We start from the raw sequence: 12,396 nt of genomic DNA, 5'->3' as shown, positions 1-12,396 counted from the left end.
CAGGCCGGGGTGTGCGGGAAGGACGCGCAGGGGCCGGGCCGGCACCCCGCGGACAGCCCAGGCGGGCCGGAAGTCGAAGAGAAGGACGGAGCCGGGCGCGGGCGCGCGGCCGGGAAGCTCACATCCGGGGGCGAAGGGTCACGGCGGGCAGACGGCGGCGATTGGCGTCATGGGCTCGCGCACGCTCTCTCCTGCAAGAATCGGATCTTCGCCGGGGGCGCCACCGGCCCCGAAACGGCAGTGACGGGGCAGCCGGCCCGCCCTCGCCATCAGCGACTCTACCCTAACGTTAGAGTAGAGGTTGGTGGGGTCGTACGAGACGCGGCCCGCCACGACGAGGAGGACCAGGATCACGGGCGTGGACGACAAGCACATGCAGATCGGCGAAGTCGCCGCGCGGACGGAGTTGTCCCTGCGCACCATCCGGCACTACGAGGAGACCGGCCTGGTCATCCCCTCCGCCCGCTCCCAGGGCGGGTTCCGCCTCTACACCGAGACCGACGTCGCCCGCCTGATGGTGATCCGCCGGATGAAGCCGCTGGGCTTCACCCTGGACCAGATGCGCGACCTCCTGGACGCCACCGACCGCCTCGACGGCGGCGACGCCCTCGACGACGGCGAGCGTGAGGCGCTGCTGGAGCGGGTGCGGACCTACTGGCAGGCCGCCGCCGAGCAGGTGGAGAAGCTGCGCGTCCAGCTGGAACGCGCCGAGGACTTCGCCGCCACTCTGGGGGCCCGCCTGGAACTGGATGTACCAGCTGTCCGGTCCTGACGGCACAGGGCTGCCGGTCGGTGCGGCCCGCGACGTGTACTTGTCGGCGTCAGCGCCTCGGGCGGATCACCGGGTGCCCCCTTCGAGCTGGGCGGGGACGCGGGAGGTCCGCAGTTCCTTGAGGTCGGGGATGTGGTTGTAGAGGGTGCCGACCGAGACGCCGAGCAGGGCCGCGATGGTCTCGATGCTGTTCTCGGGGTTGGGCAGCATGTCGCGGGCGGCGCGCAGCAGCTTGTCGTTGACGACGGTGGGCCGGCCACCGACGCGGCCGCGGGCCCGCGCGGCGGCCAGACCCTCGTTGGTGCCCTGCACGATCAGCTCCCGGATGAACTCCGCCAATGCGGCGAAGACATGGAAGATCAGACGCCCGCCCGGCGTCATCGTGTCGAGCTTCTCGTGCAGGGAGGTGAAGCCGACTTGCCGCTTGCGGAGTTCGGCGACCATGTTGACCAGGTCTTGGAGGCTGCGGCCGTACCGGTCCAGGGAGGGGACGACGAGGGTGTCCCCTCCCTGGAGGAAGGCGTGGCACGCCTTCAGCTCCGGGCGCAGGTCGTTCTTCCCGGACTTCTTCTCGGGGAAGATGCGCCGGCACCCGGCGAGGGTGAGCGCGTCCATCTGGCGGTCGAGCTTCTGCCCGCCGGTCGACACGCGGGCGTAGCCGATGCGGATCTCGGTCGGACGGGACGGGAAGATGCCGAGGAGGTCGTCGTCGGCGCCGAGGGCGTCGGTCAAGGTCGTCACGGTGGGCAGTCTGCCCTCAAGTAACCAACGTTTTCTGAGGATCGGCAGACGATCACCGGAAGAGGCTCCAGATCCTTCAACAACTCCCTCAAAAACCCCGCTCCGTCAGAAAGCCCGCACCACCCTTTGATGAGGGAATCCGGCCCTTCCGGCCGTATTTGGATCATGCCGGACCCGCGTACGCCACCGATTCGACCAAGGTCCACCCGGACGTGTGGATGCGGGCGCATGTTCGGGGACGGCGGCGCCGACACCACTGACACTTCGGTTCATGGGGAGGGTGTCGCAGGAGAAGCGCCGGGCGGCCGTCGAACGGCTGTCCCGGCTACGAGAGGACGATGCGCTCACGGCCGCGCACGTCCGTACGGTCGCGGACGCGCTGGAGGTCTCGGAGCGGACGGTGTGGCGGTGGCTCGCGCCGCCGAAGCCCGTCGAGCCGACCGCCGCGCGGCTCCGCTATGAGCTGAGCGACACCGACCGGGCGGCGTTCGCGTTCTACCGGGGCAACGTCGCCGCCTTGGCCCGCGCCCGGCACGCGGTCACCGCTGGGAACGGCACCACGGCCGGGGCGCCGGTGCCCGACTTCCTCGCCGAGGGGTGGGCGCAGACGAAGACCGTCACCGAGCGGACACTGCAACGCGCGTTCCTCGCCGACATGAGCGCCGCGGACCGGGCGGCGTGGCGGACCGGCGAGGCGGGGCGCCGGGCGGCCGCGGTCTACCTGCGCCGCCCGGACGCGCTGCGCGGGCGGACCTGGGAGATGGACCACAAGCAGCTCCCGATCCTGGTCCTGCCGCCCAAGGGCAAGGCGCTCGCACCGTGGCTGACCACCGTGGTCGACGACGGCACCCGGGCCCTGCTCGGCTGGGCCATCGCCGTGACCCCGACCTCCGGCACCGTCCTGGCCGCGATGCGCATGGCGCTCACCCACGAGAGCGACCTCTCGCCGTTCGGTGCGGTGCCCGAGCGCGTACGGATCGACCGCGGCCTGGAGTTCGCCGCCGGCTCCGTGAAGGAGGTCCTCGGCGGCCTGGCCGTGGTCATGCACCGCCTGCCCGCGTTCACCCCGCACCGCAAGGGCAAGGTGGAGCGGCTGAATCTCACGATCGAGCAGACGCTGATCTCCCAGCTCCCCGGCTTCACCGGCGGCCCGCGCGACGCCGGCGGGAAGCTGTACGGGCCGGTGAAGGACTCCGTCGCCGCCCAGCACGCCGCCGAGACGGCCGCCGAAGGCACCGGCCCGCTGCGCATCGAGCGGTTCGTCGACCGCTTCGCCGCCTGGGCCCGCTGGTACAACACCGAGCGCCCGCACCGCTCCCTGGCCGGGCGCACCCCGCTGGCGGCCTGGAGCGAGGACACCGCGCCGCTGCGGCGGATCGGCGCCGACCAGCTGCGCCACCTCATGCTCGCCGGGGCGGAGCGGATCGTGCAGAAGGACGGCATCAACTTCCACGGCCTGGCCTACGTCGCTCCCGAGCTGTACGGGTGCGGCGGGCAGCGGGTCCAGATCCGGTACATGCCACACGACGACCGCAGCATCGAGGTCTACGACGGCGAGAGGCACCTGTGCACCGCGTACCCGACCGGGCAGCTCACCGCGGCCCAGACCGACGCGTTCCGCGAGCACGCCCGCGTGGAGGCGACACGCCTCGGCCGGGAGCGGCGCCGCGCCTCCCGCCAGGCCCGCCGCACCCTTGCGCCGATGACCGGCGATGGCACCGCGCCCGCCGAGTCCCGTCTGGTATCGGAGGGCGACGGCCGTGCCCGTACGCAGCGCGAGCGTGACCAGGCGCTGGCCGCCAGGGCCAGCACGAGCCTGTTCGGACTGATCGACCCCACCGCCGACCCGGAGAGCTGATGCCGCGCCACTTCGTCGACCTGACCGGGGCCGCCGCCCTGCCCACCGGCCACTTCCAGATGACCGCCCGGATCGTGGCCGACCTCGTCGCCAACGCCGCGACCGGCGTCGTCCACGGCCCGGCCGGCACCGGCAAGACGTTCGCCGTCGAGGCCGCCCTGGAAGCCCTCGACCTGCTCGACCCCATATCGCGGCCGCGGGTGTCTGTGCTGACCTTCCCCGCCCGCCCCACCATGCGGATGATCGCCGACCAGCTGCTGCGCGAGCTGACCGGCACGGAGAACCCCTCCTCTCGCAACCGCTTCGACCTCACCACCAAGCTCGTCGGCCTGCTCGCCACCCCGATGCGCCTGGTCGTCGTGGATGAGGCTCAGCGGCTGACCGGCGACTGCATCGAGCTGCTGCGCCACCTCCACGACCACCCCAAGACCCGCTTCGCCCTGCTCTACGTCGGCGGTGACGGCTGCTGGGAAGTTCTCTCCAAGGAGCCGATGCTCCGCTCCCGGGTCTTCCGCCGCCTGCCCTTCTCCCCGCTCGACCCCGTCAAGGTCCCCGCCCTGATGCGCCGCTACCACCCCATCTACGCCGAGGCCGACGCCGATCTCCTCCTGGAGGTGGACAGCTCGTACGGTCACGGCACCATGCGCGACTGGGCGGTGTTCACCCACACCGCTGCCTCCCTGTGCGCCGAGCAGGGCATCACCACCGTCGACGAGACCACCGTCCACAACGCCTACTCCCTCCTCGGCGGCGGACTCCAGTGACGGAGACCCTGGGCGCGGCGCAGACCGACGATCCCGCCGCGGACCCGCCCGCCCCGCACCGCACGGTGCGCGTCGTCATCGACGGCAATGACGACCCGGGCCTTTCCCGCCGCCTGGCCGCGCTGGAGGCCGCGGAACGGATCGTGGTCCGCCCCAACCCGGTGCGCTCTCCCAACGATCTCGTGTGGGACATCCTGGCTGGCGCGGGCAAGAACCCGGCCGCCGTACGGACCTGCCGCCTGAGCATCGCGGACGCCTGGAAGGCCGCCACCGCGTGGATCACCGCCGCCCACGTCACCGACATCCTTGTCGAGCGCGCCCACCGGCTCAGCTCCCGCGAGGCGCTCCAGCTTGCCGAGCTCGCCGACCGGGCCGACGCCGACCTGTGGTTGATCTGGTCCGGTGGCGGAGATCCGGCCCGCATGTGCAACGCGATCGAGAGCCTGGGCCGATCCGAGCGCAAGGGCGCCGCCCGCGGGCACATACCCTTCGGCGCACCCCACCGGCCCGTACGGGCCATGGGCGGCGACACCTTCGAACGCGTCCTGCCGCTGCCGGCCCCGGCGCTCTCCTTACCTCTCCATCCCGACGAGCACGCCGACCCCGACGCCGACTGGCCCGCCCTGCCCACCGTCGACTTCCCCCTCTTCCTCGCCTCCTGCCGCCGCCGCCTCGCCGGGGACACCTTCGAGCAGATCCACCACGCCTACCGCACCGAGGCCCAGGCCACCGACGCCTTCGTACGCCGTCACCGCAACGACCTCGCCGAAGGCCGCACCGGCAACGCCTTCAAGCTGGCCCTGAACGCCTACCTGCGCGACGAACGCCTCGGCCCCGCCACCGGCGGACGCCTCGCGCTCATCCGACTCCGCGCGATCCAAGCATCCCTGCTGACCCGCGGCATCCTGCTGCGCTGGCAGTCCACCGCGTTCGGGCCGGCCGCCGCCGACAAGCTGACGACCTGGCTCACCCCCGGCATCTGCCGGGCCCTGCGCGCCACCGTCTCCACCCACGCGGCCGCCGCCACCGTGCTCTCCCTGCACCTGGCCGCCGCCCCCGACCGGTTCTCCCACCTGCTGTGCCGCAACATCGACGAGGCCGGCCGCTACCTGTACCTGCCGACGTTCGAGGACGCAGCCCTCTACCTGCGCGCCGACTGGGCCCACCAGCTCGACCGACGCCCCGAGGACGAGTGCCCCAGCTACGGGCACACCACCGGCAAGACACCCCTGCCCCCGTACGCCGCCGAACTCCTCGCCGCCCACCTCGCCCACCGCCGCACGGACGGCTCCGGCACCCGGCGCCGCTACCTCGCCGACCCCAAGAACCCCACCCTCGACGCCTCCGACCGCTCGCTGGTCGAGACGATTCAACGGACCTGCCGCCGGATCGGCGTCAACCCGTTCTGGCTCCACCGCGGCATGTGCGAAGTCTCCGGGATCGGCGGCGGCCCGGCGCCCCTGACCGACTGGATGGCCGCACGCCGCATGGACGTAGTGCTCCTCTCCGAGGACGGCCCCGACCGGTGAGCGACCGCTTCCACCAACCCTCACGCCACCAGCCACGGGGCTGGGGCATCGAACTGCGCCGCCGCCTGCACAACGCGGGCCTCTCCGCATGGGAACTCGCCGACCTCCTCGGCGTCCACGAGAGCGCCATCACCATGGACGCCCTGCCCAACCAGCCGCTGCACGTCATCCTCGAACTCGCCCGGCGCCTCGACCTCCACCCCGCCGACCTCACCCCGTACGCCGAGGCCGTCTACCAGCTGCCCCGCTACCGCGACGCCGAGCACCCGCCGGGGGACCCCAGCGCCGACGCGGACGCCGCCAGCGTCCTCAACGCGCTCGCCCACGCCGGCCGCCCGCTCACCGCGGACTACCTCGCCGAGTCACTGCGCTGGACCTACGACCGCACCGCCGACGCCCTCGCCCACGCCTGGGCACACCCCGACCTCGGCGGCCCGTACGCCCTACGCCGCGCGGCACCCCACCACTTCACCCTGAGCCCGCGCAACGACGTCCTCACCGACCAGCAGATGGACTGGCTCCACCCCGCCGACCACACCCCGGCCTGGCGCACCCCCCACCGGCCCCCGGACCGCGACGTCCTCACCGACCTCGACGCCATGGTGCTCTTCCACGCGCACCATGCCGGAAGCGTCTCCCCGCACGACCGGAACACCCCGGAGTGGGCCACCGCCATCGCGGGGCTCATCAACTCCGGCCTCCTCGTACGCGCCGACGGCGACACCGCCGTCCTCGCCGACGACGTCCAGTACGGCCTACGTCTCCTCGACTCCAACGAGTCGACTACCTACTGACACACCTCATGTCGGAACCACTGAAATCAACTGTCGGAACCCACTGGCATCCTGATGTCGCCCGACAACGAGGCCGATCAGAGTGCCCGAGGTCCCTCTCGTTGATCATGATCTTGAATTTAGAGGACCAAGGTATCGTCACTTCGTGACGATACAATCAGCCAAGACGACCGAATCTGACCGGATGAGAGCGGGGGGTGAGCGGGCCGATGGGGTGGGTCACCATGATCGGCCCCTCCGACGAGCAGGTTGAGTACCGCCTTACCGGCGGCCACGGCTGTGGGAAGTCCCTAGCGGTCGACGCCGCCCCTCTCGTCGCCGCCATCGAGGCCAAGGCCGAAGCTGCTGGTGCCCCCGTCGCCTCCCTGCTCGGCAACCGCGAGGCCAAGCGCGCCTTCTTCCGCGCCCGCGGACTCATCCGCAGCAAGGGCACCGCGCGGTTCACCGGCTTCGACGCCGTCGAAGTCGCTGCCGCAGCCGGACTCGACGCCCGCGACCTCTACGGCGACCAGGCCCTTCCCCCACGGCCGACCGACGGACAGGTGGACTACCACCTCGATGCCAGCGAACGCCCCCTGGTCTGGATCGGAAACGGCCTCACCGAGTTCGACATCACCCCCGGCAGCGTCCTCGCCCCCGAGCACTTCCAGGCCGCCCGACGCCTCATGCATGGCGAGGACCCCCGGAGCGGGCAGACTCTCGTAGAACCCAAGCTCGCCATTGCGCCGGCCGCCAAGCTCCCCGCTGCCCCGCTGGCCCGCGCCATCCGCCGCGCCGCCGCCGAACGCAGCGTGAAGCCCGTCTCCCTGCTCGACTCCAAGCGCAAGCAGGACGCCTTTCGCAGGATGGAGAGCCAGCTCAAGCGGTTCGGGGAATCGCACCGCGTCCCAGCCTCCACCGTGCTGAAGCTCGCCGATGCTGTCGGCATCGACGCCGTCGACCTGTACGGCGAAGACACGCTGGAGAAGGCCGTGGCCGCTGAGGCGGGCGGCCACCTGGACGCCCGTGCTCTGCTTCGCGCCGTCGAGGCCCGCGCCACCGAGACCGGACAACAGCCCGGCGACCTGTTCACCGCCGCGTCGATGAAGCGGCGGTACACCCAGACTGAAGGCGAAGGCGAACGCCGTCTTCGGGATCTGCCGATGGACGTACGCGAAGCCGTCGCCATGGCCAAGGCAGCGGGACTTTCGCCCGAGGACGTGTGGGACGCCGAGGAGATCAAGGCCGCTCTCCTCGAAGGCCGAGTGCAGGTCGGCAACTTCGGCGCCGACGTCACCTTGGACCTCGCGAAGTCGAAGTCCGCGTTCCTCGCCTACGCCCCGGAGGAGATCGCCGCTCAGGTCGAGGGCATCTACACCTCCGCCGGCCGCGAGTCCATCACCGCCCTCGAACGGTGGACCGCCTACGCCATGCGTGGTCACCACGGTGACGGCGACGAAGCGGAGACCGTGGAGACGAGCGGGTTCTCCGGCTGGATGATGGTGCACCGTGCCGCCCGGCCCGTGGACGGTGCCCCGTACGGCGACCCCCACTTTCACCTGCACTTCACCCTGGCCAACATGGTCAAGGGCGCCGACGGCAAGTGGTCCACCATGGCCAGCGGAGGCCGTGACCTCCACCGACACACCCGCGCGACCCAGTCCCTCATGAACGCCCGTATCCGCCGAGAGCTGACCGACAACTTCGGCATCAGCTTCCGTCGCGAGGAGAGGACCGGCGCATGGGAGATCGCAGCGATTCCCGAGGCGACGATCCGCCTGTTCAGCAAGCGCGACAGTCAGGTCCGGGATCTGCTGACGAAGCTGGGAATCGACTACGACAGCGCCACGACCCGCGAGCGTACCGCCGCCTCCACCGCATCCAAGGCCGCGAAGAACGGCGAGGCCGCCGGAGTCGGGGACGACGTCCTTCGCGCCTACTGGCAGGCCGAGGGGCGTGCTGTCGGTGACGACCCCGACGCCATCGCAGCGAGTGCGATGGAGCGGGACCGAGCGGACCAGAACCCCTCTCTGGACGAGCTGTGCGCCCAGGTCTTCGACCCTAAGACCGGCCTGACCAGCCACTCCAAGGAGTTCACCCACGCCGCCGCAATCGCCGCCGTGCTGGACGCCCTCCCGTACGGAGTCGCGAACGCCGAGGAAGCCGAACAACTCACCACCTCCGTCCTCCGTCACGCCGGATACGCGGTTCAGCTGAATCCGAAGGGCGCTCAACACTTCACGCACGCCGACCGGTACACCACGGCGGACGTCGTGGCGGCGGAAGCGCTGATCGTCTCCGAGGCAACGAACCGGCTCGGCACGCAGGCCGCCGTCGTCAGCCGCGACACGGTCGACATGACCTTGTCCACCGTCGAGGCCCAGCACGGTGGCACCTTCGCGTTCTCCGACGAACAGCGCGCCGTCCTCGAACGGCTGCTCACGGCCGGGCACGGAATCGACGCAGTCGTGGGCATCGCCGGAGCGGGCAAGACCACGATCATGGACACCGCCCGGCAGGCATGGGAGGCCCACGGTCTCGTCATCGCCGGCGCGAGCACGGCCGCCGTCGCCGCCGCGAACCTGAAGGCCGAGGCAGGCATCGAGTCGCGCACCCTCGCGTCCTGGCTTACCGGCATCCGCAACGGCGGCCCCGGCCTCACCGGCGTTGACGTGCTAGTCGTGGACGAAGCGGCCATGTGCGATGACCGCGACATCGCCGAACTCCTCACCCACGCAGCGATGACCGGCACAAAGGTCGTCGGCATCGGTGACCCGAAGCAGTTGCACTCGCCCGGCATCGGCGGTTCCTTCGCCGCCGTGCACCACATCGTGGGCGGACTCAGTCTCAACGAGAACTTCCGGCAGAAGGACGCGATCGAGCGGCGGGCCCTGGAGCTGTGGCGCGACGACAACCGCGTGGAAGCACTCCGCACATTCGCCGGGACCGGCCGCGTGCACGCCCTCGCGGACAAGGACGCCACCCTCGCCGCGATGCTCACCATCTGGGCCGACAAGCGCGCCGCGCACACCGACGACCACACCGCCGTGCAGCAGCTCCTCATGCTTGCCGCCACCAACGAGGTGGTGGAGGAACTGAACGTCGGGGCTCGTGCCCTGCGGAAGGAGAACGGCGACCTCACCGGTCCCGAGCACGCCTACGCGCTGCCCGGCGGCGGTGAGCTGATGCTGTCCGTCGGTGACCAGGTCCTCCTTCGGATCAACGACTACCGGGGCAAGCGGACCCGAGGCGAGAACGAAGACGTGCTGAACGGCCTCCGCGGAATCGTGCGGGCCGTGGACGAGGAACGCCGGGTGTTGATCGAGTGGCGGGAGAAGACCGCCGACGGCCACCGTGACGTTGCCGAATGGGTCGAGGCCGACTACATCGCACAGGGCGGACTCAGCCTCGGATACGCGATCACCGGCCATAAGTCGCAGGGTCTCAGCGTGCAAGAGGCCCTGGTCTACGGTCCCGGAGCCCAGGCAAACGCGCTCTACACGATGATGAGTCGCGACAAGAAGGAGTCCCACCTCTTCCTGCCGCTCTCCGTCTACGAAACCGACGCCGACCGCGCCCGCAGCGGCGACGCACTCACCGAGCAGGAACAGCTTGACCGCGCCGTCGCCGGCCTCATCCGCGAGATCGAGAACGGCACCGAGGAACGCATGATCCTCTCCGAACTCCCCAAGAACGCGGTGCCCGCCCATGTTCGCCAGGCGGTAGCGGATCTGCCGATCCCGCGCGGCCCCGGTGCGGGAGAACTACACGACGCGGACGCCCTCCGAGAGGGCGCGGAGCCCGAGGTCCGATCTACCCCGGCCACGGCCGGGCGGCGCGAGGCGCTGACTACTCTTCCTGAAGCGGCGCCGACGGCTGATCGTCCGTACGCCCACCTCAGTAATTCAGCCCTGCGCGACGCTGTGCGCAAGGCGGCGACGGCGGCTCGCGCCACCAGCACGGCGGCCGAGAAGGCGGAGGCCGCTGCGGACCGTGCCGAACGGGAGGCTGCTGCCGGATCAGGCCCGAACTCGCTCGCACTCCACCGCCGCCATCAGGACGTTGCCGAACGGGCCGCAGCCATCCGCGAAGTCCGAGCGCTGGACAGCACGATTGCTGAACGCACCGCCCGACTGAACGGCACGCAGGCCCGTATCGAAGGTCTCGAACAGCAGCTGGCCGCGACGGGTCGTTTCGGGCGACGCCCAGCGCTCCGCGGTGACGAGCGTGCTGCGGTTGAGGCGGACCGGGAGGCACTACTTCGTACCTGTGAGGCGACCGGACAGGAGCTGGAGCAGATGAATGCGCGGCTTCAGGAAGTTGCCGAGCAGGCCGGACCCGTCAGCGAACACGAAGCTGTGCTTACGGAAGCGGACATGCCGCAGCAGGAGAAGGCCGTGCTGCTTCGGCGAGCCAAGGACAAGGACAACGAGTCAGCCAAGCAGCTTCGGGCCGAGGCCATCAAGGCTCGCAGCACTGCTCGCGGCGCGGACCACCGAGTGTCCAGCCTCCAGAAGGAGGGGCGTCTGCGAACCCAGCGCGGGGGTCAGCACCTCGACGCCGACGAGTCCGTGGCGCCGTCATCTCCGAAACCCGAGTCCTGGTACGCCAACCGAACCGCGATGGACCACACACAGCCCGGCCCGCCGCCGGACAGCGCTCAGGACGCACCGCCCGTGTAGAAGGTGCCTGAGAGTGCCTAGGTCGGCAGAGCGAAGACCGCGTTGTCGGGCATCCGGTCGCGGAACGCGTCCGGGATGGTGCCCATGAACCAGAGCCGGTGCGTCACGTGCACGGTGCCTGTCGGATCGAGTTCTCCGCGTTCTGCATGCCTTATGAGACGGTCTGGCCCCCTCACATTGCTTGCCAGCGCGGGTCTTGAGGATGCCTTGGAGCCAGGCCCTTGCGGTGGTGGTTGAGACAGGCCGTACTCGAAAGTGGTCGGCCGTGAGGTTCACTCGGAAGAGGCTGGTTGGGGATCTGGCGGATAGTCGCTCGTGGACGGAGCGGAGGGTGGGAAGAACAGCATTGCCGGGGTCTGACGCCCCAGCGTTCGCTGACTGATTGAGGTGATCGCGGTGAGCAGTTCCAAGACAGCTTCCGAGTTCGCGACCGGCACGGCCTCTAGGCGTAATCAGCAGGAGGGTTGCTCTGCCGCTGCGTGTCCCTCCGGCTCGGCCGTGAGCGCTCGGGACTCGAAGCTCACTGCCTGGTGTGGCGCCGTGACGCTCGAGCCCGGATGCCTGATGTTCGCTGGTGGGGTCGGCATCACGGGTCTTCACTCGCACGCCGCGGTACAGCTGATGGTGGTGACGGAGGGGCAGGTGGAACTGCAGGACTTGTACGGGCAGCGCCTGGTGGTGCGGGCCGCGTTGATTCCCACGAGGGCTGTTCACGCCGTTCACGGTCCGGGAGCTACGGCCGTATTCGTCTACTGCGACCCGGACGCGCTCCTCGGACGTACGCTCCAGGACTGTTTCACGGGTAAGCAGCGGGATCGCCTCGGCGCGTGGGCCGCCGCAGCTGGGCCGGCTCAGCGTGCGGCTGAGGCGCCCACTCAGGACCGGGTCGGCCAGGAGTCACTCCGGGCACTGGCAGGCGGGCCGCGTCCGGTGCGCGTTGGTCACCCAGCATTACGCCGTGCCATCGACCGTACGCAGTCCCTGCTGGGCGGCCCGGTGCGGCTGCAGGATCTGGCTGCGGCCGTGGATCTTTCCCCGAGCAGGCTCGGCCACCTGTTCGCCGAGGAGCTGGGGTTGTCGTTTCCCGTATACCTGCGCTGGGCGCGATTGCGTCGTGCGATGGAGCTGGTGAGGGAAGGGGCTACGCTGACGGAAGCAGCGCACCGGGCCGGCTTCGCGGACAGCTCGCACCTCACGCGGGTCTTTCACGAGATGTTCGGTCTCGCCCCCTCGGTGGTTCTCCGCTCCATCCGATGGAACACCTGATGCTCCATTTT

The 12,396-nt window shown here is 70.3% G+C and carries 8 protein-coding genes; 7 read left to right on the top strand and 1 reads right to left on the bottom strand.

The features are described 5' to 3' along the window. Window positions 1-358: 358 nt before the first annotated feature. Window positions 359-772: a MerR family transcriptional regulator gene (locus ACH4UK_RS03875; RefSeq protein WP_196479078.1), complete on the top strand. Its 414-nt coding sequence runs from the start codon at window positions 359-361 to the stop codon at window positions 770-772. A 66-nt stretch (window positions 773-838) separates the two neighbouring features. Here the strand turns inward: ACH4UK_RS03875 and ACH4UK_RS03870 are convergent, their stop codons facing one another. Continuing rightward, on the bottom strand, window positions 839-1,504 hold the full coding sequence (locus tag ACH4UK_RS03870) for a recombinase family protein (protein ID WP_055646309.1): 666 nt from the start codon (window positions 1,502-1,504) through the stop codon (window positions 839-841). Window positions 1,505-1,784: 280 nt separating this feature from the next. Here ACH4UK_RS03870 and ACH4UK_RS03865 point away from each other — a divergent pair, with 280 nt between their 5' ends. The 6 genes from ACH4UK_RS03865 (at window position 1,785) to ACH4UK_RS03840 (ending at window position 12,385) form a co-directional block, all read left to right on the top strand. After that, window positions 1,785-3,371 (top strand): Mu transposase C-terminal domain-containing protein, encoded by a 1,587-nt coding sequence (locus ACH4UK_RS03865; protein ID WP_055643623.1) that lies wholly within the window; start codon window positions 1,785-1,787, stop codon window positions 3,369-3,371. Further along, on the top strand, window positions 3,371-4,135 hold the full coding sequence (locus ACH4UK_RS03860; RefSeq protein ID WP_055643624.1) for an ATP-binding protein: 765 nt from the start codon (window positions 3,371-3,373) through the stop codon (window positions 4,133-4,135). The genes ACH4UK_RS03865 and ACH4UK_RS03860 overlap by 1 nt, the downstream gene beginning before the upstream one ends. Next, window positions 4,132-5,664: a hypothetical protein gene (locus ACH4UK_RS03855; RefSeq protein WP_055643625.1), complete on the top strand. Its 1,533-nt coding sequence runs from the start codon at window positions 4,132-4,134 to the stop codon at window positions 5,662-5,664. The genes ACH4UK_RS03860 and ACH4UK_RS03855 overlap by 4 nt, the downstream gene beginning before the upstream one ends. Beyond that, window positions 5,661-6,458, top strand: coding sequence for a helix-turn-helix transcriptional regulator (locus ACH4UK_RS03850; RefSeq protein WP_055643626.1), 798 nt, complete (start codon window positions 5,661-5,663; stop codon window positions 6,456-6,458). Before ACH4UK_RS03855 ends, ACH4UK_RS03850 begins: the two co-directional genes overlap by 4 nt. 224 nt (window positions 6,459-6,682) lie before the next feature. Continuing rightward, a complete protein-coding gene (gene mobF, locus ACH4UK_RS03845) occupies window positions 6,683-11,119 on the top strand; it encodes a MobF family relaxase (protein WP_230883018.1) in 4,437 nt (1,478 codons plus the stop codon). Between the two features lie 540 nt (window positions 11,120-11,659). Then, window positions 11,660-12,385 carry an AraC family transcriptional regulator gene (locus ACH4UK_RS03840; RefSeq protein ID WP_230883017.1) on the top strand — a complete coding sequence of 242 codons (726 nt, stop codon included), beginning with the start codon at window positions 11,660-11,662 and terminating at the stop codon, window positions 12,383-12,385. Window positions 12,386-12,396 lie beyond the last annotated feature (11 nt).

It is taken from the genome of Streptomyces sp. NPDC020884 (genome assembly GCF_044333935.1).
In the GTDB taxonomy this organism is placed as follows: domain Bacteria; phylum Actinomycetota; class Actinomycetes; order Streptomycetales; family Streptomycetaceae; genus Streptomyces.
The sequence above is the reverse complement of the archived record's forward strand: the minus strand, read 5'-3'. Positions and strand labels throughout refer to the sequence as shown.

Bases quoted from the DNA above. Each gene is read 5' to 3' on its own strand.
- ACH4UK_RS03865 (WP_055643623.1), top strand. From the start codon at position 1,785: ATGGGGAGGGTGTCGCAGGAGAAGCGCCGGGCGGCCGTCGAACGGCTG.
- ACH4UK_RS03860 (WP_055643624.1), top strand. From the start codon at position 3,371: ATGCCGCGCCACTTCGTCGACCTGACCGGGGCCGCCGCCCTGCCCACC.
- mobF (WP_230883018.1), top strand. From the start codon at position 6,683: ATGATCGGCCCCTCCGACGAGCAGGTTGAGTACCGCCTTACCGGCGGC.